Annotated in this window: 23 protein-coding genes; 16 read left to right on the top strand and 7 right to left on the bottom strand. The window is 63.0% G+C overall.

Annotated features, from left to right (window positions below):
• Positions 1-26: 26 nt before the first annotated feature.
• Together DOCECA_RS10810 and DOCECA_RS10805 are read right to left on the bottom strand one after the other, a co-directional pair.
• Positions 27-1,004, bottom strand: coding sequence for a thiamine pyrophosphate-dependent dehydrogenase E1 component subunit alpha (locus tag DOCECA_RS10810; RefSeq protein WP_434647506.1), 978 nt, complete (start codon positions 1,002-1,004; stop codon positions 27-29).
• Positions 1,005-1,006: 2 nt separating this feature from the next.
• On the bottom strand, positions 1,007-2,080 hold the full coding sequence (locus tag DOCECA_RS10805) for an ATP-NAD kinase family protein (RefSeq protein ID WP_434605838.1): 1,074 nt from the start codon (positions 2,078-2,080) through the stop codon (positions 1,007-1,009).
• Between the two features lie 341 nt (positions 2,081-2,421).
• Between DOCECA_RS10805 and DOCECA_RS10800 the strand changes: the two genes are divergently transcribed.
• Positions 2,422-4,296 carry a sigma-54-dependent Fis family transcriptional regulator gene (locus DOCECA_RS10800; RefSeq protein WP_445571955.1) on the top strand — a complete coding sequence of 625 codons (1,875 nt, stop codon included), beginning with the start codon at positions 2,422-2,424 and terminating at the stop codon, positions 4,294-4,296.
• 202 nt (positions 4,297-4,498) lie between these two features.
• Here the strand turns inward: DOCECA_RS10800 and DOCECA_RS10795 are convergent, their stop codons facing one another.
• The 3 genes from DOCECA_RS10795 to DOCECA_RS10785 all read right to left on the bottom strand — a co-directional run bounded on the left by DOCECA_RS10795 (position 4,499) and on the right by DOCECA_RS10785 (position 6,480).
• Positions 4,499-4,828 (bottom strand): hypothetical protein, encoded by a 330-nt coding sequence (locus DOCECA_RS10795; RefSeq protein WP_445571954.1) that lies wholly within the window; start codon positions 4,826-4,828, stop codon positions 4,499-4,501.
• Between the two features lie 148 nt (positions 4,829-4,976).
• On the bottom strand, positions 4,977-6,185 hold the full coding sequence (locus DOCECA_RS10790) for a cytochrome c biogenesis protein DipZ (RefSeq protein WP_445571953.1): 1,209 nt from the start codon (positions 6,183-6,185) through the stop codon (positions 4,977-4,979).
• Between the two features lie 31 nt (positions 6,186-6,216).
• Entirely contained in the window at positions 6,217-6,480 is a 264-nt protein-coding gene (locus tag DOCECA_RS10785; protein WP_434558946.1) for a DUF2790 domain-containing protein, read from the bottom strand.
• A gap of 225 nt (positions 6,481-6,705) precedes the next feature.
• Between DOCECA_RS10785 and DOCECA_RS10780 the strand changes: the two genes are divergently transcribed.
• From DOCECA_RS10780 to DOCECA_RS10755, 6 genes are all read left to right on the top strand, one after another.
• A complete protein-coding gene (locus DOCECA_RS10780) occupies positions 6,706-7,446 on the top strand; it encodes a response regulator (protein ID WP_434647517.1) in 741 nt (246 codons plus the stop codon).
• Complete coding sequence (locus DOCECA_RS10775; protein ID WP_445571952.1) at positions 7,443-8,759, top strand: ATP-binding protein; 1,317 nt, start codon at positions 7,443-7,445, stop codon at positions 8,757-8,759. Before DOCECA_RS10780 ends, DOCECA_RS10775 begins: the two co-directional genes overlap by 4 nt.
• 246 nt (positions 8,760-9,005) lie before the next feature.
• Positions 9,006-9,644, top strand: coding sequence for a ferric reductase-like transmembrane domain-containing protein (locus DOCECA_RS10770; RefSeq protein ID WP_434605846.1), 639 nt, complete (start codon positions 9,006-9,008; stop codon positions 9,642-9,644).
• Positions 9,645-9,660: 16 nt separating this feature from the next.
• Positions 9,661-10,179 carry an HvfX family Cu-binding RiPP maturation protein gene (locus DOCECA_RS10765; protein ID WP_445571951.1) on the top strand — a complete coding sequence of 173 codons (519 nt, stop codon included), beginning with the start codon at positions 9,661-9,663 and terminating at the stop codon, positions 10,177-10,179.
• 99 nt (positions 10,180-10,278) lie between these two features.
• A complete protein-coding gene (locus tag DOCECA_RS10760; RefSeq protein ID WP_445571950.1) occupies positions 10,279-12,078 on the top strand; it encodes a thiamine pyrophosphate-requiring protein in 1,800 nt (599 codons plus the stop codon).
• A 214-nt stretch (positions 12,079-12,292) separates the two neighbouring features.
• Entirely contained in the window at positions 12,293-14,866 is a 2,574-nt protein-coding gene (locus DOCECA_RS10755; protein WP_445571949.1) for a bifunctional diguanylate cyclase/phosphodiesterase, read from the top strand.
• Positions 14,867-14,937: 71 nt separating this feature from the next.
• On the opposite strand, the gene DOCECA_RS10750 is transcribed toward DOCECA_RS10755, so the two are convergent.
• Positions 14,938-15,378: a carboxymuconolactone decarboxylase family protein gene (locus tag DOCECA_RS10750; RefSeq protein WP_420763839.1), complete on the bottom strand. Its 441-nt coding sequence runs from the start codon at positions 15,376-15,378 to the stop codon at positions 14,938-14,940.
• Positions 15,379-15,543: 165 nt separating this feature from the next.
• Here DOCECA_RS10750 and pdxR point away from each other — a divergent pair, with 165 nt between their 5' ends.
• The 4 genes from pdxR to DOCECA_RS10730 all read left to right on the top strand — a co-directional run bounded on the left by pdxR (position 15,544) and on the right by DOCECA_RS10730 (position 19,066).
• Entirely contained in the window at positions 15,544-16,977 is a 1,434-nt protein-coding gene (gene pdxR, locus DOCECA_RS10745; protein ID WP_445571948.1) for a MocR-like pyridoxine biosynthesis transcription factor PdxR, read from the top strand.
• Positions 16,978-17,089: 112 nt separating this feature from the next.
• Entirely contained in the window at positions 17,090-17,383 is a 294-nt protein-coding gene (locus DOCECA_RS10740; protein WP_420763837.1) for a putative quinol monooxygenase, read from the top strand.
• Between the two features lie 144 nt (positions 17,384-17,527).
• Positions 17,528-17,932: a cupin domain-containing protein gene (locus tag DOCECA_RS10735; RefSeq protein WP_420763836.1), complete on the top strand. Its 405-nt coding sequence runs from the start codon at positions 17,528-17,530 to the stop codon at positions 17,930-17,932.
• Positions 17,933-18,046: 114 nt separating this feature from the next.
• Entirely contained in the window at positions 18,047-19,066 is a 1,020-nt protein-coding gene (locus DOCECA_RS10730; protein ID WP_434558960.1) for a GlxA family transcriptional regulator, read from the top strand.
• Positions 19,067-19,085: 19 nt separating this feature from the next.
• Here DOCECA_RS10730 and DOCECA_RS10725 read toward each other — a convergent pair whose 3' ends face one another.
• Entirely contained in the window at positions 19,086-20,027 is a 942-nt protein-coding gene (locus tag DOCECA_RS10725; protein WP_434558962.1) for a LysR family transcriptional regulator, read from the bottom strand.
• 388 nt (positions 20,028-20,415) lie between these two features.
• On the opposite strand from DOCECA_RS10725, the gene DOCECA_RS10720 reads away from it, so the two are divergent.
• The 5 genes from DOCECA_RS10720 to DOCECA_RS10700 all read left to right on the top strand — a co-directional run bounded on the left by DOCECA_RS10720 (position 20,416) and on the right by DOCECA_RS10700 (position 25,335).
• Positions 20,416-21,591, top strand: coding sequence for a sensor histidine kinase (locus tag DOCECA_RS10720; protein ID WP_420764034.1), 1,176 nt, complete (start codon positions 20,416-20,418; stop codon positions 21,589-21,591).
• Entirely contained in the window at positions 21,551-22,201 is a 651-nt protein-coding gene (locus DOCECA_RS10715; RefSeq protein ID WP_420763833.1) for a response regulator transcription factor, read from the top strand. The genes DOCECA_RS10720 and DOCECA_RS10715 overlap by 41 nt, the downstream gene beginning before the upstream one ends.
• A 100-nt stretch (positions 22,202-22,301) precedes the next feature.
• A complete protein-coding gene (locus DOCECA_RS10710; protein WP_420763832.1) occupies positions 22,302-22,676 on the top strand; it encodes a response regulator transcription factor in 375 nt (124 codons plus the stop codon).
• A gap of 324 nt (positions 22,677-23,000) precedes the next feature.
• Entirely contained in the window at positions 23,001-24,203 is a 1,203-nt protein-coding gene (locus DOCECA_RS10705; RefSeq protein WP_420763831.1) for an NAD(P)/FAD-dependent oxidoreductase, read from the top strand.
• A gap of 220 nt (positions 24,204-24,423) precedes the next feature.
• Positions 24,424-25,335 (top strand): LysR family transcriptional regulator, encoded by a 912-nt coding sequence (locus DOCECA_RS10700; RefSeq protein ID WP_434701992.1) that lies wholly within the window; start codon positions 24,424-24,426, stop codon positions 25,333-25,335.
• Positions 25,336-25,337: the final 2 nt, after the last annotated feature.

Here is a 25,337-nt window from a genome sequence, read left to right as displayed (position 1 = left end):
TTCTCTCTTGTTGTTTTCAGGGGCGTTCAGGGGTAGCTGACGTAGACGTCGGTCAGCAGGTCGGACGCCGCCGGCTTGGGATCGGACTTGGCCTTGTACACGGCATTTTCGATCAGCATTTGCACCTCTTTGTCGATCTGGTCCAACTGCTCGACTGTGAGCAGCCCGGCCCGGGTGGTGCGCTCGCGGAACTGCATCAGGCAGTCCTGGTTTTCGCGGAAATGCTTGACCTCGTCGGGTGCGCGATAGGTCTGGGCGTCGCCTTCGAAGTGGCCGTAGTAGCGGGTCAGCTTGACCTCGATCAGCGACGGCCCTTCCCCGGCACGGGCGCGCTCGACGGCGGCCCCGGCGGCTTCATGGACGGCGAAGAAGTCGAAGCCATCGACGGTCACGCCGGGCATGCCGAAGCCGGCGGCGCGGTCGGCGATGTGGTCGCAGGCCACTGACCAATTGGACGCGGTGGCTTCGGCGTAGCCATTGTTTTCCGCGATGAACAGGCATGGCAGGTTCCACACCGAGGCCATGTTCATGGCTTCGAACACTGCGCCTTCGTTGGAACCGCCGTCGCCGAAAAACACCACGGCGACGCTGTCGGTGCCCTTGAGCCGAGCCGCCAGGGCAGCGCCGACGACCAGTGGCGCACCGGCGCCGACGATGCCGTTGGCGCCGAGCATGCCTTTTTCGAAATCGGCGATGTGCATCGAGCCGCCCTTGCCTTGGCAGACGCCGGTTTTCTTGCCGTAGATCTCGGCCATCATCCCGTACACATCCACGCCCTTGGCGATGCAATGGCCGTGACCACGGTGGTTCGAGGCAATGCAATCGTCGTCCCCGAGATGGGCCATGACGCCCGCGGCCGAGGCTTCTTCGCCGGCATACAAGTGGACGAACCCGGGGATCTCCCCCGTGGCGAATTCCACGTGCAGGCGCTCTTCGAAGGCGCGGATGGTGCGCATGACCTGATAGGCGTGCAGTAATTGATCATGGTTGAGCGATGTCGACATTTTTATTCTCCAGGCGTGTCTTCTTGAAGGTTCGAGGGGTGTTGCGGGTGCTCGCGACCAATGGCCAACAAGCGCTGTTGCGCGGCGTAGGTGAGCACCGCGTTGACGTCGATGCTCAGCGGGCCGCCGGCATCGAGGGTGACCGTGGGCCGGTCATGGACGTTGAATTCGATTTCCCGCTCGCCATCCAGGGCCAAGGTGCCGGCGGACAGCGACAAGCCATGGGCGACGCCGGGCTCCAGAGGCCCGGCGGCCAGCACGCCGCAACCTTGCAGCAAGCCCGGCGCGAGCGGCACCAGCAGCGCTTCAGGGGATTGCGGGTCCAGGCGCATCCAGGCACCGCCCGGCGCCTGGCGAGACACCGGAAACCACAACCCGCACAGCGCCGACAGGCCGATGGATTGCGGTTCGGCGAAGGTCACGAACACTTCGGCCAGGTCTTGCGCGCGGCTGATCGCCCTCGCGCCGACAAAGCGCAGCGGCGATACGGCAACGTCCACCAGAGCGACTTCCCGCAAACCACGCCCGGCGTCGCAAACCAGCAAGCGCTTGTTGCGGCGCAAACCGATCGCGTCTGGGATCCGACCGCTGGCGTACAACCCACCTGCCAGCCCGGCACTGGTGGCCTCGCGCAGTTCGGGGAAGGCATTGTTGGTGCCGGTGGACAGGGTCAACAGAGGAATGTCGCCCACTTCGGCGGCGACAGCCTTGTGGGTGCCGTCGCCGCCGAGCACGGCGATCAGCGCCACCTCGCGCTCGGCCATCAGGCGTGCGGCGCGGCGGGTGTCTTCGACGGTCTGGCGCAGGGTCAGGTCGAGAAACTCCAGGGCCGGCCAATGGCTACTGCGGGCCTGGCGGCTGTGGCTGTTCTTCAGCACGGCGGCGGCCATGCCGATCATGTCGGTGGGCATCAACACCTGCTCGATGCCGGTGGCGCCAAACGCCGCCAGCAAGCGCTGGATCACCGAGACCTTGTCGGTGCTGGAGAACAATCCGGCGTTGGCGGTCAACCGCCGCACGTCACGGCCCGATGCGGGGTTGGCGATGATGCCGACGGTGAGCGGACGGCGGCTCATGGCGCCACCGTGGCGGGAACAGTCAACGGGCTTGGCGTGCAAGTCATAGGCACCTCTTTTTATTATTGGAAGCCCAACGGGTGGGTCCAAGGCCTAGAGCAAGGGCGGTGCCAATAGCCGGAAACTGGACGCAAAGCCCCGAGCCAGAGCACTTGCGGCGCTCCGCTGCAAGCATTGGCCATAGGCCCGGTGAGACGCCACATGCCAGCCTGCACGACGAAACCGCGAGACGTTGAGACGTGGTGTCTCACCGGGTTGCCTGCGCTCCGTCGGGCTTGTCTGCGCCCGGCGATCAGCGCTTAATGTGCCGACAATGACAAGAAGCTGAACCGGAGGCCCCTATGCTTTCCGCTCACTCCAGGGCGCACGTGGATTGCATCAGCCGCGTGCTGAAGAACGCCGCCCAACTGCCGCAACTGCCCGTGCCGGACCTGATCCTCGACTCCTGGCGCCGCTCCATGGAGCAACATCACCTGGACCCCGGCTCGCTGCAGGGCCCACGGATCCTGTCCCACGACGTGCTCAAGCAATGCCGCGAGCGCTCGGAGCTGTTCCTTAATATCGCCAGCGACGAAGTGGCGCGCCTGCACGGCCGGGTGCGCGATGCCGACTATTGCGTGCTGCTGACCGATGCCCAGGGCCAGACCATCGATTACCGGGTGGAAACCACCCTTCGCAACGACTGCCGCAAGGCCGGGCTCTACCTGGGTACGTGCTGGTCGGAAGGCGAAGAAGGCACATGTGGCGTGGCGGCGGTGCTCACGGCCAAGACTGCGGTGACGGTGCACAAGCGTGATCACTTTCGCGCGGCATTCATTGGCCTGACCTGCTCCGCCGCGCCGGTCTTCGATCCGCAGGGCGAGCTGCTCGGCGTGCTGGACGTCTCGGCGGTGCGCTCGCCGGATGATCGACGTTCCCAGCACCTGATCCGGCAAATGGTGGTGCAGAGCGCCCGGGAGATCGAACAGGCGTTTTTCATGAGCAGCGCCCAGGGTTATTGGGTGTTGCGGGCCCATCGCAACGCGGGGTACGTCGACAGCCAGCCGGATCTGCTGCTTGCCTGGGACGACGATGGCTGCCTGCAAGCCCTGAACCCGGCGGCGCGCCAATACCTGATGCAACGCTACGGCCAGTTGCCTCGCCACATCAGCCAGGTTTTCGACCCGCAATTGCTGCACCGGGCCCGGGATGAAAGCCTCTACCCACTCGATGTCGATTTGCATGGCCGCCTGAGCGCGCCACGGCGCCGGGCCAAGCCTCGCCAGCGCGTCGCGATGACTCCCACCGAACTCGATCCACGCCTGGCCGACAGCCTGAACCTGGCGGTGCGGGTCAAGGATCGCAACCTGCCGGTGCTGATCCAGGGCGAAACCGGTTCCGGCAAGGAGGTCTTCGCCCGCCAGTTGCACCAGGCCAGCCAGCGCCGCGATCGGCCCTTCGTGGCCTTGAACTGCGCGGCCATACCGGAAAGCCTGATCGAGAGTGAGCTGTTCGGCTACGTCGCCGGTGCCTTCACCGGGGCCTCGGCCAAGGGCATGCAGGGTCTGTTGCAGCAGGCCGATGGCGGCACGCTGTTCCTCGATGAAATCGGGGACATGCCGCTCGCCTTGCAAACCCGCCTGTTGCGGGTGCTGGCCGAAGGCGAAGTGGCGCCACTGGGGGCTTCAAGGCGCAAGGCCGTGGACATCCAGGTGATCTGCGCCACCCACCGCGACCTGGAGGCGCTGGTGGCGGCCGGCGAGTTTCGCGAGGATCTGTATTTCCGTCTCGGCGGCGCCCGCTTCCAGCTGCCGCCGCTGCGCGAACGCACCGACCGGCTGCCGTTGATCAATCGAATCCTTGAAGAAGAGTCGGCGCTGTGCGGCGGTGCGGTGCAACTCAGCGGTGCCGCGCTGGAATGCCTGCTGGGTTATCACTGGCCGGGCAATGTCCGCCAGTTGCGGCATGTGCTGCGCTATGCCTGCGCGGTCTGCGAGGCGAGCGTGATCCAGCTTAGCCACTTGCCCGAGTCGTTGCACACCACGGACGCCGCCGATCATGGGCCGGAGCCCAGCGCCAGCCCTGAACGCCAGGCGTTGCTGGACGCCCTGGTGCGTCATCGCTGGAAACCTACCCCGACGGCCCGGGCGCTGGGCATTTCCCGAGCGACCCTATATCGACGGGTGCATCAGCACGGGATCGAGATGCCCGGCAGGCGTCCTGACGCTGTTCACTAAAGGTCGCCAGACAGCTGTGGCGAGGGAGCTTGCTCCCGCTCGGCTGCGAAGCAGTCGTAAAACCGAAGAATGCGATGTATCTGAAGCTCTGCATTCGGCAGGTATGGGGCCGCTTAGCGGCCCAGCGGGAGCAAGCTCCCTCGCCACGGGATCGTCTTTTTCTCAAGTGAACGGTATTACGGCAGTAGCCAGGGCTGATGGCTTATCGTCGCGCCAGCTCATGGCGCACGCATTGTTCGTAGTAGGTCTGCTTGACCGCGGCAGGTTTGAGCCGCGAGGTGCTGTTGTAGGTCTGTTCGGTGATGCCCAGGGCGGTCATGCGCATCCAGGGCCGGGAAAACTTGCGCACCTGCAGCTTCTTGCGCGCCCCATACAGGCTCACTCCGGACAGCTTGGACGCCTGCGCTCCAGCGGCAATGTCCGAACCCCAGCGACACACCGATTGCTGGTTTGCCGTCAGCGCCCTGGCTTGGGCTTCATGCGAAACGGCGGCCATGAGCATGGCCGCCGCGATCCAGATAGAAACACGCATAGGTTTGTCGTCCAACTTTCTGAAATGAAAGGAGTTTGACCTCAACTCAGGGAGCAAGGGGCCAGCATTGGCGCGCCGTTCTCAAGCCTATGTCTATTCGTACAAACAACTTTATATAGACACTATAACCTCTTGATAAATAGTATTTTTATCCAGACTTCGCCTCTTGTAGCAATCGCTGGATCACCTGTTCCTGTTCGCCATACCGCCCTTCGCCGAAGTGGCTATAGCGCACCTGCCCCTTGGCATCGATGAAGTAATGGGCCGGCCAGTACTGGTTGTTGAAGGCACGCCAGATCGCATAGCGGTTATCGATGGCCACCGGGTACTGGATGTCCAGCTTGCGCACCTGTGCGCGTACGTTGTCGATGATCTTTTCGTAGCCGTATTCCGGGGTATGAACGCCGATAACCACCAGCCCGTCCTTTTCGTATTTCTTCGCCCACTCGTTCACATACGGCAGCGTGTGCTGGCAGTTGATGCAGTCGTAGGTCCAGAAATCCACCAGCACCACTTTGCCCCGCAACGACTCGCTGCTCAGCGGCGGCGAGTTGAGCCATTGCACCGCGCCGTCCAACGAAGGCATGGTGCCTTGGGCTTCGAGGTCCGGCATGGCGCTCGCGCTGGCCTTGCTCACCACATAGTCGATGGCTTTGGGCACGCTCTCCAACAGGCTTTTTTCCAGGCTGGCCGACTGTTGCGACGACGTCGCAGCCAATAACCGGTCATCCGCCCCAGTGCCGATCGCCACGGCGGCCAGCAACACCACTGCCCCGGTGGCACGGCGCAGCCAGGCGGTGATCGGCAGCGAGAGTTTCAACCGACCGATCAGGCCTCGACCGGCGAGGATCAGGGTACCCAGCGACAGGGCGCTGCCCAGGCCGTAGGCGAGCAGCAACAGGCTGGTCTGGGCGCTGGCGCCTTGCAGCATGGCCCCGGTCAGGATCACGCCGAGGATCGGCCCGGCACACGGCGCCCAGAGCAACCCGGTGGCGACACCGACCGACACTGACGCCAGAGGCCCGCCCATCCGCCCGGCACCGGTGTCAAGACGGTTGCCCAGGCTGACCAGCGGCCGCGCCAGCCAAGTGCCCACCCGGCTGAACATCAGCGACAGCGCAAACAGCACCATCACCACCAAGGCGACCTGCCGGCCGACGCTACTGGCGCGTATCACCCATTCGCTGCTGGCCACCGCCAGGCTGGACACCAAGGCAAAGGTCAGCACCATGCCGGCGAGCGTCAGCAACACCGAACGGCGCGATTGATTGGCCCGGGCGAACAGGAACGGCACCACCGGGAGGATACAAGGGCTGAGGATCGTCAGGATCCCGCCGAGAAATGCGATCAGAAGCATGGCAACACCTCAATATAAAGGCTGGCGAAGGTCAGTTCTGGTTGGTGCAGTTATCGGAGAGCTTGCGGTAATCCAGCGCCTGCTCATGGCCCGCCGAGTCCAGGTAGGTCATGTGGGCGTTGACCACGCCACAGGCTGGCTGCGGATCTTCGCTCAGGGACAGCACTTTGCGTACATCCAGGTGTGTGCCGTAGGTGTAGGTGTGCGCCGGCGCGGTGCTTTCGGCCCGGGCCGACAGGGTGCAGATGTTCAGCGCGGCGAACAGGCAGGCGGCGTAGATGGCTTTGGTGTTCATGGTGCGGTCCTCGATTCAATGGGTGTTTGTCGCAGAGGCCGGTTGTGTCGCCTCGATGGATGCCATTGAATGCCCCCCACGTATCGCGCCTGTATCGAGCAGGTGGCTTTTTGCATCGCTGTGTATCCGCCACGCGCCAGATACACTGCAATACAAACCGTCGCGAGCCAGGCCGGCTGCTGGCTGTAGACTGACCCACACCAAAACGCCAAGGGGCAGAACACCATGGATCATGTCGATCATGTGCTGATCGTGGATGACGATCGCGAGATCAGGGAGCTGGTAGGCAACTACCTGCAAAAGAACGGTTTGCGCACCACCGTGGTCGCGGATGGCCGGCAAATGCGCGCCTTTCTGGAGACCACTCCGGTGGACCTGATCGTGCTGGATATCATGATGCCCGGCGACGATGGCCTGGTGTTGTGCCGGGAGCTGCGGGCCGGCAAGCACAAGGCCACGCCTGTCCTGATGCTCACCGCTCGCAACGACGAGACCGACCGCATCATCGGCCTGGAAATGGGCGCGGACGATTACCTGGTCAAGCCTTTCGCCGCCCGGGAGCTGTTGGCGCGGATCAACGCCGTGCTGCGCCGCACGCGCATGTTGCCGCCTAACCTGGTGGTCACCGAGAGCGGGCGCCTGCTGGCGTTTGGCCGTTGGCGGCTGGATACCACCGCTCGCCACCTGCTGGACAGCGACGGCACCATGGTGGCCCTGAGCGGCGCCGAATACCGCTTGCTCCGGGTATTCCTCGACCATCCACAGCGGGTACTCAACCGCGACCAGTTGTTGAACCTGACCCAGGGCCGTGACGCGGACCTGTTCGACCGCTCCATCGATTTGTTGGTCAGTCGCCTGCGCCAACGCCTGTTGGACGACGCCCGCGAGCCGGCGTACATCAAGACGGTACGCAGTGAAGGTTACGTGTTCTCGCTGCCGGTGGAGATCCTCGAGGCCTCGGTATGACCCTGTCTCTGCGGTGGCCGCGTACCCTCGCCTCGCGCTTGTCGTTGATTTTCCTGATCGGTCTGGTCCTGGCCCAGGGTTTGTCGTTCGGCGTCCAATACTACGAACGCTACGAGAGCGCCAAGAACACCATGCTCGGCAACCTGGAGACTGACGTCTCGACGTCCGTGGCGATCCTCGATCGCCTGCCTGCCGCCGAACGCCCCGCGTGGCTGCCAAAGCTTGCGCGACGCAACTACGGCTATGTGCTTGATGAGGGCCAGCCTGGCATGCCAATGCTCCCGGACAACGCGCCGATATCGGTCAGCTCGATCCAGGAAGCCTTGGGCGAAGCCTATGCCCTGACCTACAACCAGATCCCGGGACCGAAGATGCACTATCAGGCGCACCTGCGCCTCAAGGACGGCAATCCGCTGACCATCGACGTACGTCCGGCGATGGCACCGCTTTCGCCCTGGCTGCCGGTGGTCTTGCTGGGGCAACTGGCGCTGCTGATCGGCTGCACGTGGCTTGCCGTGCGCATCGCCATCAGCCCCCTCACCCGGCTGGCCCAGGCCGTCGAAACCCTGGACCCCAACGCCCACGGCGTGCGCCTGGACGAAAAAGGCCCGACCGAGGTGGTACATGCGGCCAAGGCCTTCAATGCCATGCAGGACCGCATCGCCGCCTATCTGAAGGAGCGCATGCATCTGTTGGCTGCGATCTCCCATGATCTGCAGACCCCCATCACCCGCATGAAGCTGCGGGCCGAATTCATGGATGACGGCATCGAAAAAGACAAACTTTACAGCGACCTGGTGGAAATGGAGCACCTGGTGCGTGAAGGCGTGGCCTACGCCCGCAGCATCCATGGCGCCACCGAGGCCAGTTGCCGGATCAGCCTGGACGCGTTTCTCGACAGCCTGGTGTTCGACTACCAGGACACCGGGCAGGACGTGCAGCTGTCCGGCAAGAACGCCGCGATCATCGATACCCGTCCCCACGCATTGCGCCGGGTGCTGGTCAACCTCGTGGATAATGCGTTGAAGTTCGGCGGCGCGGCGCAGATCCAGGTCCAGCCCGCCGCCAACGGGCAGCTGGCGATCCGGGTTTTGGACCGTGGCCCCGGCATCAGCGAGCAGGAACTGGCCGAAGTGCTCAAGCCGTTCTACCGGGTGGAAAGCTCGCGCAACCGGGAAACCGGTGGCACCGGCCTGGGTTTGGCCATAGCCCAGCAACTGGCGAATGCCATGGGCGGTTCGCTGACCTTGAGCAACCGCGAGGGCGGTGGGCTGTGCGCTGAGCTGCGGTTGGGTTGCGATACCCAGGTCTGAAGACTACTGAATCCCTTGTGGGAGCGAGCTTGCTCGCGATGGCCCAACGCCATCGCGAGCAAGCTCGCTCCCACAGGGTCTGGTGCAAGGTTCGGTATTGGGTTTGTATTGCAGTGTGTCAACCGCCACAGCGCATACACAAACTTGCACACCGGCCCCCTTCCCGACACACCCCGCTTACACCCACTTGAAAGACTCCTTCTATTCCCGGCCACCACGATGCCGGGCCATCCAAGGAGCTTCCCCATGCCTACCGCCACCGCAACGCCGCCTGCTTTCCGTTACCAGGGCTGGTCGCTGTTCAGCCTGCTTGCTGCCCTGGTATTGCTGATGACCGTGCTGGTCCTGATCTTCAATCCAGACCTCACAGAAGGCGTGCGCAGTGCCATTCGCGCGACCGCCCGTTCGTCCTTCGTCCTGTTCCTGCTGGCCTTTACAGCGTCGGCGTTCGCCGTGCTGGTGCCCTCGCCCCTGAGCAAATCCCTGGTGCGCGAACGGCGCTTCATCGGGCTGGCCTTTGCCTTTTCCCATTTGGTCCACGCCGCATTGATCTACTGGTACGGCCAGCTCAACACCGAGTTCTGGCCCGGCCGGACCACCCTTGGCAACGTGCCCGGCACCGTGGGCTACGTGTTTATCCTGCTGCTGGCCCTGACTTCGTTCAAAAGCACCACGCGGCTGATCGGCGCCACCGCCTGGAAGCGCCTGCATACCACCGGCATGTGGGTACTGGCGGCGATCTTTGCCTATTCCAATTTCAAGCGCATTCCGATGAGCGCCTGGTACGTGCTGCCCTTCGGCCTGATATGCGCCGCCACGGCGGTCCGCCTGGTGGGCAAGCTGGCCCAGGCCAACAAGCGTCAATCCCTGCAACGTGCGGCCTGAGCCGAGGAGATCAACCATGTACGCCTCTTTCTCGAAAGCCCTGAACGGCCTGCACCTGAACCTCGATCACGCCGGTTCGTGGCTCGCACCGCTGGGGCTGCGCCTGTTCCTGGCCTGGGAGTTCTTTGAATCCGGCCTGGAAAAATGGAACGGCCAGAACTGGTTCGCCGAGATCCAGACCGCCTTTCCGTTCCCGTTCAACCATGTGCCGGCCAGCTGGAACTGGGAATTGTCGATGGGGGCGGAGCTGATCTGCGCCGTCGCCCTGTTGATCGGCCTGGGCACACGCGCCTCGGCGCTGGTGCTGATGATCGTCACCGTGGTCGCTACCGCCGCCGTGCACTGGCCGGCGGATTGGTCGAGCCTGGGCGAGCTGGCCCAAGGGTACGCGATCACCAACAAGGGCTACGGTAACTTCAAACTGCCATTGATTTACCTGGTCGCATTGCTGCCGCTGCTGTTGCAGGGCGCCGGGCGGTTGAGCGTCGATGCGCTATTGAAGTCGTTGCTCCGGTCAAAAAAATCGAAACCTTGAAGGGCTTGAGTCGGTCCAGTCCTGTAAGAGCCATGGCGCTGCGTACCGCTGCCCAGCGGGCGCAACGCTCAAGACAGCCCATCAGGACGAGGAACAGACATGAGCATGACCGTCGGCGATTTTCTGGTTGAACGCCTTTATGAATGGGGCGTTCGGCGCATCTACGGCTATCCTGGCGATGGCATCAACGGTGTGTTCGGGGCTCTGAACCGGGCCAAGGGCAAGATCCGATTCATCCAGGCGCGGCACGAGGAAATGGCGGCCTTCATGGCCTGCGCCCATGCCAAGTTCACTGGCGAGCTGGGCGTTTGCATCGCAACCTCCGGCCCTGGGGCGTCGCATCTCATTACCGGCCTGTATGACGCGCGCATGGACCATATGCCGGTCCTGGCGATCTGCGGCCAGCAGGCCCGAAACGCCCTCGGCGGCCATTATCAGCAAGAACTGGACCTGCCCAGCCTGTTCAAGGACGTTGCAGGCGCGTTCGTCCAGCAAGCCAGCGCCCCGGCCCAGGTCCGCCACCTGCTCGACCGCGCGGTACGCACGGCGGTGGGTGAGCGTCGGGTCACCGCACTGATCCTGCCCAACGACCTCCAAGACCTGGAATACACACCGCCGCCCCACAAGCACGGCACGCTGCATTCCGGCGTCGGCTATCGCAAACCCAAGGTTGTGCCCTACGAGGAAGACCTGCGCCGAGCGGCAGAGGTGCTCAATGCCGGCAAGAAAGTTGCCATCCTGGTGGGCGCCGGCGCCCTGCATGCAACGGACGAAGTGATCGCCATCGCCAACAAACTCGGCGCCGGCGTCGCCAAGGCCCTGCTCGGCAAAGCCGTGGTGCCCGATGAACTGCCATGGGTCACCGGCTCCATCGGGCTGCTGGGCACCGAGCCCAGCGACAACCTCATGGCCGGTTGCGACACCCTGCTGATGATCGGGTCCGGCTTTCCCTATGCCGAATTCCTGCCTGGCGAGGGCCAGGCGCGTGGCGTGCAGATCGACCTTAAGCCAGACATGCTCAGCCTGCGCTACCCCATGGAAGTCAACTTGCAAGGTGACAGCGCCGACACCCTGCGGGCCCTGTTGCCGCTGATCGAAGAAAAGCCCGACCGCACCTGGCGCGAAAAAATCGAGAAATGGCGAGCGGACTGGGACAAGACCCTGGAAAAACGCGCCCTGGTCTCGGCCAAACCGATCAACCCGCAGCGCGTCACGTTCGAACTCTCGCCACGGCTGCCGGATCGCGCCGTCATCACCTGCGACTCCGGCTCCTGCGCCAACTGGTATGCGCGGGATGTCCAGATCCGTCGCGGCATGATGTGTTCACTCTCCGGCGGCCTCGCCTCCATGGGCGCCGCCGTGCCCTACGCCATCGCCGCCAAGTTCTGCCACCCGGATCGTGCGGTGATCGCGTTGGTCGGTGATGGCGCGATGCAGATGAACAACATGGCCGAATTGATCACCGTCGCCAAATACTGGCGCACCTGGACCAACACCACCTGGATCTGCGCGGTGTTCAACAACCAGGACCTGAATCAGGTGACTTGGGAACAACGGGTGATGGAAGGCGACCCGAAATTCGAGGCGTCCCAGGATATTCCCGACGTGCCCTATCATCTGTTCGCCGAGTCGATCGGCCTCAAGGGCATCCTCGTCGACCAGGAAAGCGACGTGGCGAGCGCCTGGGACCAGGCGTTCGCCGCCGAACGCCCGGTGGTGATCGAGTTCCGCACCGACCCCGACGTGCCACCGCTGCCACCGCACATCAAGCTGGAACAGGCGAAGAAGTTCGCCTCGACCCTGCTCCAGGGCGATCCGAACGAGCGCGGCATCGTGGTCGAGACCGCCAAGCAGGTGCTCGGCGCGTTGCTGCCCGGTCATCGCAAGGACAAAGAATAAGCATGCAGCCCCGAGCGAGCCGTTATGAGCTGATCGGATCGATCGACGGCGCCTATATGGGCGGCGATACCGCCAAGGCGTAGCACCTGAGGGCAGCTGCCGTTAAAAATGGTGCAACTGGTCAGCTATTTTCCACTTTCATTAAGTTAATCAGGCGGTCAGCCGATACAAAACTAGTGCGGGATGTCTCGCGTTCAGCTGATGGCTTGTTTTTATGAATGAAGATGCTGGCAATGGCTCCACGGTGATTTCCGGCGAGCGGCCTACCCGAAGTTTCACTCGCCGCACCTTTCCGGCCATCATGCTGTTGCTGTTCATCATGTCCGCGCTGGCCATCGCGGTATTGCTCAACATCACCCAGACCCAGGACGAACAGGCCCGTTCCCAGAGCCTGTTCTTTGCCCAACGGGCCGTCGACGGGATTCGTACCGGCATCGGCCGCGACCTGAGCGATTATTCCAAGTGGAGCGACGCCTACCGCCACCTGCACGTCGAAGTCGACAAAGACTGGGCCTACGACCAGGAAAATGTCGGCAGCAGCGTGTTCTCGCTGTATGGCTACCAGGCTGTGTTCGTGATTTCCCCGACCGGCAAGACGGTTTATTCGGTCATTGATGGTGAAATGAGCGAAGTGCACGCCGACACATGGCTGACTGGCAACCTGCGGGCACTCGCCAGAAAGGCCAGCGCCGCCGAGAATCGCGATGAAGTGATCGTCGAATTGCTCCATCACCAGGACGCGCCTGCCTTTGTCGCCGTCTCTGCCATCACCACCGGCACCGACAACAGCGTGGCTGAGATTCCTGGCCCGCCGAGCCTGCTTTTATTCGTCAAAGTCCTCGATACGGACGCGTTGCAGGACCTGGCACGAGACTTTGCCCTGCCGGACGCCCATATCGCCCATACCCCAGGCCCGAAAGACACCGCCCAGGTGCTGCTCAATGACCTGACCCGCGAAGCCCTGGCCTGGCGCCCCGCTACCCCTGGCAAGGATCTGCGTAAAGCCCTGTTGCCGTTGTTGGCGCTGGCGTTGCTGTTCCTGGGCGTCATGGCCCTCTTGGTATTGCGCCACGCCTTGGTCATGCTTCGCGCCCAGGAACAGCAGTACGTCAGCCTCCTGGCCCATCGCAAGGCGTTGGAGCGCAGCGAGGAACGCTTTCGCGACATTGCCAAAGTGTCGTCAGACTGGCTGTGGGAAGTCGACTCGGCCGCAAACCTGACCTATCTGTCGGAGCGCTTTGAACAGGTGACGGGCTTCAGCCCCACGCAATGGATCGGCAAACCGTTGCACCGGTTGCTGGAACCCCACAGCGGGTCGATCTCCATTGCCCATTGGCTGCTCGGCGGCGCCAACAGTGCCTCGTCTGCCCCGCTGCTGTGCGAGTACATTGCGCGTAACCAACGCATACGCACCTGCAAGCTTTCGGTACGGGCCATCGACGCCGGTAGCCAGGGCTTTCGTGGCACCGCCACCGACATCACCGATGAATTGCGCGCCCTGGCACAAATCAAGCACCTGTCCCAGCACGACCCGCTGACCGGGCTGGCCAATCGCAACCGTCTGTTCGATTGCCTCAGCGAACACCTGGACCAAGCGCAGAGCACACCACTGGCGCTACTGAACCTGGACATGGATCGATTCAAGCCGGTCAACGACACCCTGGGCCATGCCGTGGGCGACAAAGTGCTCAAGGAAGTGGCTCATATCCTCCAGCAAAACGTTCGCAACAGCGATCTTGTGGCGCGACTGGGGGGCGACGAATTCGTCATCGTCATGCCCAACCCAGGCAGCGTAAGAGACCTCGATCAGCTCTGCGAGCGCTTGATCGACTGCATGCAGCGCCCCATGCACCTGGACGGCAATACGCTGTACCTGGGCGTGAGTATCGGCGTGGCGTGGTCGCACCCCCGTGACCCACGTGCCGAGGAGCTGCTGCGCCAGGCTGACATTGCCCTGTATGCGGCCAAGGCCGCCGGCCGCAACACCTGGCGCATCTATGAAGAGGCCATGGGCAACGTCGCCCGTGACCGGCGCCGCTATGAACAGCAATTGCGCGACGCGATGCAGGAAGGCCAGCTCGAACTGCGTTACCTGCCACGCTTCGACGTGAATGCCGAGCAGTTGCACGGCTTTGAAGCCCAGGCGTTCTGGCACCATCCCGAACGCGGCGAACTGGGCGGCATCGACTTCATCCCGGTCGCCGAAGCGTCCGGGCAGTTGGAAGAGCTGGGCACCTGGATGCTGATCAACGCCTGCGAGGAAGCGACGAGCTGGCCCAACGCACTCAACGTTTCCCTGGCCGTTTCGCCTCGGTGGTTCAGCAGCAGTTTCCTGTTCAACCAGGTACACAAAGCCCTGGAGACCAGCGGTCTTCCCGCCCAACGCCTGACCCTGGAAGTGGCCGAAGGCGTACTGCTCACCGACCACAAGACCCTCGCCAATACCTTGCATGCCTTGAAGGCGCTGGGCGTACGGATCAACATCGACAAGTTCGGCACCAACATCGCTTCCCTCAGGGAAGTCCTCGACCAGCCATTCGACGGCATCCGCTTCGATCGCAATATCCTCACGCAATTGGGCCTGGAGCATGATCAGGAAGGCGTGCTGGCGATGATCCGGCTGAGCCGCAGCGTCGGGCTGATGGTCACCGCCGAGGGCATCGAGAATGCCCGGCAGTTCAACCAATTGCGCAGCGTGGCGTGTGACCAGGTACAAGGGCCTTACTTCGGCGCGGCATTGGCTCGCTCGGAAATGGCCTCGTTCTTTACAACGCCGCGGTGGCTCTAGGCTTCATGGCTTTTGTTGGACTGACCCCAGAATGTTGGACGGTCTGTTTCAGCACGCCGCATAGGCACTGCCTAGCCTCCCGGACTCTGGCGAAAACTCACCGCCAATCGGTTCCAGCTGTTGATGGTGCTGATCGCCAGCGTCAGGTCCACCAGTTCCTCTTCGCTGAAGCTGGCGCGGGCTACGGCATAGACGTCATCGGGCACCTGGCTTTCAGCCAACAGGGTGACCGCTTCGGTCCAGGCCAGGGCCGCCCTTTCGCGTTCGCTGAAGAATCCGCTGTCGCGCCATACCGCCACGGCATACAGACGCCGCTCCGTCTCGCCCTGGCGGCGCGCATCCACCGAATGCATGTCGGTGCAGAAGGCGCAGCCATTGAGTTGCGAGGCGCGGATCTTGATCAGATGCTGCAGCGCCGGCTCGATGCTCAGGCGGCTGGTCAGCGCTTCCAGGCCAATCATTGCCCTCATCGCCCCGGGGGATGCGCTGTAGTAGTCAAGACGCGGGCTCATGGCGGCCTCCGTGGTGGTTGATGATTCCACGGTAGGACGTCGACGCCGCCCGTGACAGGTCCAATCTGACGATAAACGCCCACGCAACTTCTCCGCGCCGGCGCATTGCGGGTAACCTTGCGTCCGCGGCCCTTGCCGCCATCGATTATCCGGGAGCCCGCAGGTATGGAACTTCACGTCGTCATCAACGGCCGCAAGGACCTAGCGGGCCAGTTGTACCGACAATTGCGCAGCGCCATCGAGAGCGGTCGGCTGGCGGCCGGCACGCAACTGCCACCCAGCCGGCTGCTGGCCGAGCAGTTGGGCATCTCGCGCAAGACCGTCTCCGACACCTACGCGCAACTGACCTACGAAAATCTCCTCACCGGCGTCATCGGCAAGGGCACCTATGTCAACGCGCGCCCGGCCAGCGTCGTGCGCAAGCACAGTCACCGTGAGCTGGCCGGGGCGGACGTGGTCGAGACCTGGCGCAACATGCCGGACCTGCTGCGCCATCCGCTGCCCGAAAGCGCGCTGCGCTATGACTTTATCGGCGGCGCCACCGGCAAGGGCCAGTTTCCCCTGGATGACTGGCGTCGCTGCACCGCCCACGCCCTTCGCCAGATCGCCACCGCCAAGGGTTTCTACAGCCAACCCGAGGGATTGCCGGCGCTGCGCAATGCCATCGCCCGGCACATCGCGTTTTCCCGAGGGGTCAACTGCCAGGACGACGACGTGGTGGTGTGCAACGGCGCGCAACAGGCCCTCGATCTGATTTCCCGGGTACTGACCCGCCCCGGCAGCCTGGTGGCGATGGAAGATCCCGGCTACCCGCCGGCACGCCTGCTGTTCGGATCCCACGGCGCGACGGTGGCCGGGGTGCCGGTGGATGAGCAAGGCATGCGCGTGGACATGATTCCCGACGGCACGCGGTTGATCTACGTGACGCCGTCCCACCAGTTTCCCCTGGGCATGCCCATGAGCCAGCCCCGGCGCGAGGCGCTGCTGGCACGGGCCTATGAGCTGGGCGCGATCATCATCGAAGACGACTACGACAGTGAATTCCGCTATGAAGGCCGGCCCACCGACTCCCTGCAGAGCATGGACGAGCGCGGGATCGTGGCGTACGTCGGGACCTTCTCCAAGACCTTGCTGCCGGAGCTGCGGCTCGGCTACGCCGTCCTGCCGTCGGCAATTCTCGAGGCGGTGATCCTCGCCAAGCGCCTTACCGACCAGCACACCTCCACCCTGCCCCAATGGGCACTGGCCAAGTTCATCGCCGAGGGCTGCCTGCTCAAGCACATCCGCCGCTGCCACGCGCTGTATGCCGGCCGGCGCGAGCGGATCCTGGCGCGCTTGGCCGATGACCTGTCACCGTGGTTCGAGGCCGTGCCCACCACAGCGGGCTTTCACATGGCGGTGCTGTGCAAGGTGCCGATCGACCTGCCGTTGGTGATCGAATTGGCGAAGAAAGCCGAGGTTGGGCTCTATAGCCTCGACGGATTCTTTACCGCGGCACCGGTGCGTCCAGGCTTGATACTGGGCTTTGGCGCCATCGAACTGCTCGACATTGATATCGCCTTCGACCGCCTGCGGGACATCCTGCAGCAGGTCGCCTGACCGATTGGACTGGGCATTTATCCGCCCATTGGCTGTTTTAGCCTTGTCTTGCCGGGCCTATCCTGCCTGGGTGTCATCAGATTCCGTTCGACTTGATTCAGGAGCCAGGACAATGTCTCGCCAAGTGATCAATACCGTTCAGGTGCAGGCCGCCGCCGGGCGCTCGGAAGAACTGGGCCGGCAGTTGCAGCAAATCGTCGAAACCCTGCGGGCCTCGCCAGGCTGCGACGCCTATATGGTCGACCGTTGCCCGCAAGACAATGACCGCTGGAACGTCAGCGCCCGCTGGCAATCGGAAGCAGCGATGCAGGCGCATTTCAACTGCCCCGAAGTCCAGGGCTTCATCAGCCTGATCGAAAGCCGCCTGGCTCGCAGCGTGGATTTCAACAGTTTCCCGGTGGTGTGAATGGGCTCATCTCTGGCGTGGCGAGGGAGCTTGCTCCCTCGCCACCGTGGTCTACTCGTCTTTCAATAAATTGGACGTTTGTCCCCGACACCTTGGGGCTTAGGGTGAACGCGAACTCACTCGATACCACAAAGGACCCGCCCCATGAAAACGCTTTATTTGATCGCCGCCCTGAGCCTGCTTCCCGTTGCCGCGCTGTACGCCCACGAAACCGCGCCGTCGGAGAACGTTCAGGTGCTTCAGGAAAAACTGCTCAAAAACCTGCCCGGCAAGAAAGCCATGATGTTGACCGTCGACTATGCACCGGGCCAGTCGTCCATCGCCCACAAGCATGACGGCACCGCCATGGCCTATGTGCTCGAAGGCGCAGTCACGTCCCAGGTCAAGGGCGAGCCGGCCATCACCTACAAGGCTGGCGAGTACTGGTACGAAGCCGCCGGTTCCGAGCATCTGGTCTCCAGGAACGCCAGCGCCACCCAACCGGCAAAGCTTTTGGTGTTCATGGTGATGGGTGAGAACGAAGCGGTGCTGATTCCGCTCAAGCAATGACCCATGGCCTCGCTCCCACCGTCGCTTTCCGGTGGTAGCGAGCCTGCTCGCGAAAGCGGGGGGGCAGGCCGAAACCTTTATCCTCAAAATGCGCCCTACCGAGCCGACGCGACCATGAACGAGATGACCCATGACATTCACATCGCCGCCGAGTCGATGTCCCAACCGCGTGCGTTGGTGTTCCTCGCCTATCCGCAAATGGGCCTTCTGGACCTGACCGGCGCCCAGACCGTGTTCTGGGCCGCCACCAAAGCCATGGCCGAACGCGGCCGGCCGGGCTATCGGATGCACACCGCAAGCCTGGCCGGCGGGCTGATGCAGACCGCTGAAGGCCTGGTCGTCGAGACGGCGTCCCTGCATCAGTTCGACGACGTCATCATCGACACGCTGATCGTGCCCGGTGCCCCGAACATTCGTCAGGCGATGATTGACTGTGTCGAGCTCGTGGACTGGCTGCGCGCGGCCTCCACCAGGGCCCGGCGCACGGCGTCGGTGTGCAGCGGGACCTTCCTCATGGCCCAGGCCGGCTTGCTCGATGGCCGCCGTGCCGCCACGCATTGGGCCATGTGCGAGATGCTCAAGAGCGGTTTCCCATTGATCGAAGTGGACCTGGACGCCATCTTCATCCAACAGGACAAGGTCTGGACCTCCGCGGGGGTAAGCGCCGGCATCGACATGGCCCTGGCGCTGGTGGAGGCCGACTGCGGTCGCGACGTGGCCCTGCAAGTGGCCCGGGAACTGGTGGTGTTTCTCAAGCGGCCCGGTGGACAGGCACAGTTCAGCCAATTGTTGCTGTCCCAGACCCAGGACAGCGCCGGGTTCGATGAATTGCACGCCTGGCTCGCCGAGCACCTGGACGAGGCCGACCTGACCATCGAGCGACTGGCCCGGCAGGCGCGGATGAGCCCGCGCAATTTCGCCCGGGTCTACAAGCGCCAGACCGGACGAACGCCGGCCAAGGCCGTCGAAATGTTCCGCCTCGAAGCCGCGCGAAGGTTGTTGGAGGACTCCGAGCGCAACATCGACCAGATCGCCCGCTCGTGCGGCTTCGGCGACGAGGAACGGATGCGCCATACGTTCCAGCGGCATCTGTCGATCTCACCGCGCGAATATCGCAGCCGGTTTTCCCTTTGAGAAGGCTTGCGCGATCGCGTCAGGCCACGCGCCGGGCTTGCGGCGCCGACTGGGCCTGCTCGGCGATGAACGCGCAGCAACGAGAACGCAGCCAGCGCTCGCCTGGATCATCATGGGAGGCACCTCGCCAGACCATCGACAGCTCATGCTCAGGCAATTGGACCGGCGCCGGCTCCGCCCGCAAGCCTGCGACTGCCGCCATGGCCCGGGCCACATAGTCGGGCACGATGGCGATCATGTCGCTGCGATCCAACAACACGGGCAATGCGCTGAATTGCGGTACCGTCAGCACCACCCGCCGCTGCCGGCCTACCAGGCTCAACGCGCGGTCCGAATCATCGATGACGTGGCCCATGGATGAAACCACGGCGTGGGGCCGGCGGCAAAAGTCGTCCAGGGTCAACTCGCCGGGACGCGAATCGGCCCGCAGCAGCATCGGCCGGATCGGGCGCAGCGCCTTGCGCCGGGCATTGGCCGGCAGTTCCAGGGTATGGCTGATACCGAGGGAAATTTCCCCACTGACCAATAACTGGCACATCTGCCATTGATCGGTGCGACGCACCACCAACGTCGTGCCCGGCGCCTCGACCCGCAGGCGGCGCAGCAAATCCGGCAGCAGCGCGTACTCGACATCGTCGCAAAGGCCTATATGAAACGTTGCCTCGCTGGTGCCAGGGTCGAACGCCTGGCAGCGACTCAAGGCGGCGGCGATGCCGTCCAAAGCGGGTGAAAGGTTGGAAAAAATCTCCCGGGCCCGAGACGTCGGCTCCATCAACCGCCCGGTCCTGACGAACAGCGGGTCGTCGAACATCAAGCGCAGACGCGCCAGGGCCGCACTGATGGTCGGTTGCCCGAGAAACAGCTTCTCGCTCACACGTGTGACATTTCGCTCATGCATCATGGTTTCGAAGACAACCAGCAGATTGATGTCAGCACGACGCAGGTCATTTCTGTTCATCATGGTAGCCATTCCAGGCACAGGGCCAATGAGTCAGCAAAGAAACGTCGTGCCTCGTGCCGTTTGCACGGTTGGACAACGACGACGTACCAGGAAGGTTATGCCAGAGCCCCTCCGGTGTCTGTTGTACTGGGGGACACCGGACTCACGCTTTGGGTAGATTCATTGATACGTGGGTATGCATCGACACCGGCCGGGGTTGGCAGTAATTCAGGGATTTATGTCCTACCCGATGCCAAGGGCAACTTCTAAGATCCGAAATCGATGCCCCGTTTCCTCGGGCTGCACCGGACAACAGAAGGTCTGCGCCGTGCCCACACCCGCCACGATGTTCAAGAGTGTCTATGACAGCTTCCGGTACATCCCCTGCCCGATGGGCGGGGAGCCGTCGATGGGCATCAGCGCCCACCCACTGGTCAACGCCTTGGGCTGGGCCGTGGGCCTGGTGGTGGCCTGCGGGATCGTCATCATCAATTCCGAAACCCATTCCGACCTGGCGCCGACGCTGCTGTACATCACTTTGCTGCTGATGGCGGCGAACCTGTTTTCCATCAACCTGGTGATCACCGTAGCGCTGATGTGCATGTTTTTGCTGACGGCGATGTTTGCGTACAACGGTGGCTATCACCGCTGGGAGTCAATCACTGGGTTCTTTCGTTGCCTGACGGCCCTGTCCGCCATTGCGTTTCTCGCGTTGCGCAGCAAGCAGGCCGCGGACCGCCTGCGCCACAACCAGGCCTACCTGATCAACGCCCTGATCGCCAGCAAACACGCCGAGCAAGCGTTGTCCCGCGCCCACGCCCAGTTGGCCCACGTCACGCGCCTGACGTCCCTGGGAGAGATGGCCGCCTCGATTGCCCATGAAGTCAACCAGCCGCTGACCGCCATCACCAGCAGCGGCGAGGCCTGTCGTCGCTGGCTCGATCGCCCGGTTCCGGACCTCAAGGAAGCCCTCGACGCGCTGGAGCGGATCGTCACCAATGCCTGTCGCGCCAGCGAAGTCATCAATCGTACACGAGCGATGGCGCGCAAATGCGACCCTCTGCGTCAGCCTGAGCTACTGGACGACATCGTCAACGAGTCGCTGAACCTGGTGCGCCAGCAGTTGGCTCATCACAAGATCAGCCTGAAGGCGAACCTCGCGGCAAAGGCGTGCCAGGTCAACGCCGACCGGGTGCAACTGCAGCAAGTGATCATCAACCTGATCATCAATGCGTGCCAGGCGATGGAAACGATTGACTCGCCCGATCGGATCCTGCGCATACGCACCTGGACGCAGGAGCACGAGGTGCTATTGGAGGTGGCGGACCGCGGTATCGGAATTTCCGACGAGATCCTGCCTTCTTTGTTTACCCCCTTCTTCACCACCAAGGAAAACGGCCTGGGCATCGGGCTTTCCATTTGCCGCTCCATCATCGACTTCCATGACGGCAGGATCTGGGCCGCCAGCGCGGCTGGACAAGGCACCTCGTTCACGTTTTCGTTGCCATTGCTTACCTCTGCCCGCCCCGCCAAGGACGCCGCCCATGAACCCAAGCCACACCCCGAACCCTGCCTTCACCGCTGAGCCCATCGTTTACGTGGTCGATGACGATGCGTCGTTACGCCAAGCGCTCCGCAGTCTGCTACGGTCCATCGGCCTGCGGGTCGAGCTGTTCGACTCGGTGGCAGACTTCATGCGCCATCCACGCGCCGACGGGCCCAGTTGCCTGCTACTGGATGTGCGCCTTCGCGGCACCAGCGGCCTCGACTTCCAGCAACAGCTGGCGAGCGCCGACGTTCACCTGCCCATCGTGTTCATGACCGGCCATGGCGATATCGCCATGACGGTAAGGGCCATGAAAGCCGGCGCAGTGGACTTCCTGACCAAGCCGTTTCGTGAACAGGACCTGATCGATGCGGTGTCCACCGCCCACCAGCGCGACCGCCTGCGTCGCGAGGCCGAGCACAGCCAAAAGGCGCTCCAAGACCGCCACGCCAGCCTCACCGCCCGGGAACGACAAGTGATGCTCCTGGCTGCGTCGGGGTTGATGAACAAACAGATTGCCGGGCAGATCGGCTTGAGCGAAATCACCGTCAAGATTCATCGCGGCCAGGCCATGCGCAAGATGGGCGCGCGCTCGTTTGCCGAGCTGGTGCGCATGGCCCAGGCATTGGACCCGGGGCGCGGTCAGTGAAAGTTCATACCCACGTATACTAGGCGCGGCTTTTGTACCGCGTATCTTGCAGTGATAGGGACGCCTTTATGGCGTCCTGACATTACTGCCAGGTTTCGAAATGTCCGACACCGCAATTATTTCAATTATCGATGACGATGAATCGGTTCGAGTTGCATTGGATGGTTTACTGCGCTCCCACGGTTATCGCGTCAAGACTTACCCCAGTGCTCTCGATTTCTTGTCTTCAGCTGGCTATGTGAATACAGCTTGCTTGCTGTCGGACATTCAAATGCCGGGGATGACCGGGATTCAACTGTGCGATGAGCTTCGTGCCCGCGGCATCGAGATTCCGCTTATTTTCATAACGGGCCTGCCTGCCGTACCGCCGCGAACCCGCTCGGGCGGGATGAGCCCGGTGGCGGTTTTTCCCAAGCCGTTTGATTGTGGTGAGTTGATTGCCTGCATTGAATCGGTGATGGGTGGCGAGGGGTGAAGGCGGTTGCAATGGCCTCTTCGCGAGCAGGCTCGCTCCCACAAGCGTAATGGGGTGCGCATCGTTCTGCGGCTGCTGAAAATCCACAACCCAACGATTTTAATACCTTCGTATAGCCCCCCTAACACCCACGCATGCCGCCACTGACCCTATGTAGAAGTGCCGCGGCTCCCGCCGACGAATACCATTTCCAATAGCGAACCGAAGCTGAATGCGCCTAATGATTCACCCCATCAGGCCAAGCACTTCCGGGCGTTTCGCAACACGGTCACGCTGAAACATCAAACAAATTCAACGTATCGACTCAGTCTTCGGGAGCACCTCATGAAACAGCAAATCTTGATCGTCGGCGCCGGTTTTGGCGGTGTATGGAGCGCACTCAGCGCGGCTCGCCTGCTCGACCAGCATGATCGCAATGACGTACAGATCAGCGTCCTGGCGCCCCAGGCGGAGTTGCGCATCCGCCCGCGTTTCTACGAACCCGACGTCCACACCATGATGGCGCCATTGGCCGGGTTGTTCGACGCGGTCGGGGTAAATTTCGTCCAAGGCTTTGCCGAGAGCATCGACGTCAACCGCAAGCAGGTCGGCTATCGCGACGTGTTTGGCGGCCAAGGCACGCTGGGCTATGACCGGCTGGTACTGGCAGCGGGCAGCAAGCTGGTTCGCCCCGACCTTGAGGGCATGCTGGAGCATGCGTTCGACGTCGATGAGATCGAACAGGCGACGCGCCTCGAAGCCCACCTGAAATCCCTCGCAACCCTGCCCGACAGCCCCGCTCGCAACACCGTGGTGGTGGCCGGCGGCGGGTTTACCGGGATCGAAACCGCCACTGAGATGCCCGCCCGCCTGCGCGCCGTCCTGGGCAGCGACGCCAATATCCGCGTGATCGTGGTCGACCGGGGGCCGACAATCGGTGCGGCGCTGGGCGAAGGAATCAGCCCTTCGATCATCGAAGCGTCCGACCACCTTGGCATCGAGTGGATGCTCAATGCCTCGGTCGAATCGGTGGATGCCGGCGGCGTCACGCTGTCGGACGGCCAGCGCATCGAATCCAGGACCGTCATCTGGACCGTCGGTTTCCGCGCCAGCCCGCTGACCGAACAAGTGCCCGGCACCCACGATCGCCAGGGCCGGCTGCATGTCGACGGGAACCTGAAGGTGCTCGGGCAGAGCGATATCTTCGCCACCGGCGACGTGGCCTACGCCGCCACCGACGACCTGGGCAATTACGCGGCGATGTCCTGCCAGCACGCCATCGCCCTCGGCCGTTACGCGGGCAACAACGTGGCAGCCGATCTGCTGGGCGTCGCGCCGATGACCTACAGCCAACCCAAGTACGTGACGTGCCTGGACCTGGGCGCCTGGGGCGCGGTGTACACCGAAGGTTGGGATCGCCAGGTCAAGTTGGTCGGACAAGAAGCGAAGGACCTCAAGACCCAGATCAACTCTGTGTGGATCTACCCACCCGCCGCCGACCGCGCCACCGCACTGGCTGCCGCGGATCCATTGATCCCTGTCGCCTGATCCCAATGCCCTGAAACTCACGCGCCAACCGGCCAGTCCCTCCTTCTGTGCCGGACTTTCCCAAACGCCTGCCAAGGTTTTTTCGGCGGGCGTTTTTTATGCCCGTCCGACAAGCCAGCCTGGATATCGCCACTGCCTAGCAAAATCCGTTGCAACGCCCGTCGCGCTGCGCAAGCGGCTCACGGTAAGGTAGGCAAAATCATCCGGACCGAGGTGTGCCGTGGCGTCCTACTCCCTGCGTCAGTTGAAGTACTTCGTCATCACCGTGGAGTGTGGCAGCGTCGCCGAAGCCTCCCGCAAGCTGTATATCGCCCAACCGTCGATTGCCACGGCAGTCAAGGGCCTGGAAGACAGTTTCGGCGTGCAGTTGTTGATCCGTCATCACGCCCAGGGCGTCTCGCTGACGCCGGCCGGTGCGCGTTTCTATCGAAAGGCCCAGGAGCTGCTGCGCATGGCCCGGGAATTCGAACAGAACGCGTTGGCCGACAATGACGTCGTCAGCGGGCAGATCGACATCGGCTGCTTCGAGACCGTCGCCCCGCTCTACCTGCCACGGCTGATCGCCGGTTTTCGCGAGCGTTTTCCTGGCGTGGAGATCCGCGTGCAGGACGGCGAACAGCAGGAGTTGGTTCAAGGCCTGACCGGTGGACGTTTCGACCTGGCGATTTTTTATGAGCACGATCTCGACAGCACGATCGAAACCGAAGCGCTCACGGCACCGCAACGGCCGTACGCACTGCTGCCGGCCGGACACCGCTTTGCCAATCAATCCCAGGTATCGCTTCGCGACCTGGCGCTTGAACCGATGATCCTCTTGGATGTGCAGCCCAGCCGCACCTACTTCGTCAGTATTTTCGAGGAGCTGGGCCTGACGCCAAACATCGTCTTCAGCTCGCCCTCCATCGAAATGGTGCGCGGCATGGTCGGCCAGGGATTTGGTTTCGCCGTGTTGGTGACCCGCCCGCAATCGAGCTGCACCTACGACGGACAGGACGTGGTGTGTGTCAGCATCGCCGAGGACGTAACCGGTTCGGCCCTGGTGGCCGGATGGCTCAAGCGCGCGCACCTGACCAAGCCGGCGCAGTTGTTCGTGGATTACTGCAAGGAGCAGTTCGGGGAATGGCTGGCGTAGAC

It is taken from the genome of Pseudomonas sp. E102 (genome assembly GCF_052660185.1).
This window is presented reverse-complemented; position numbering and strand designations above follow the sequence as displayed.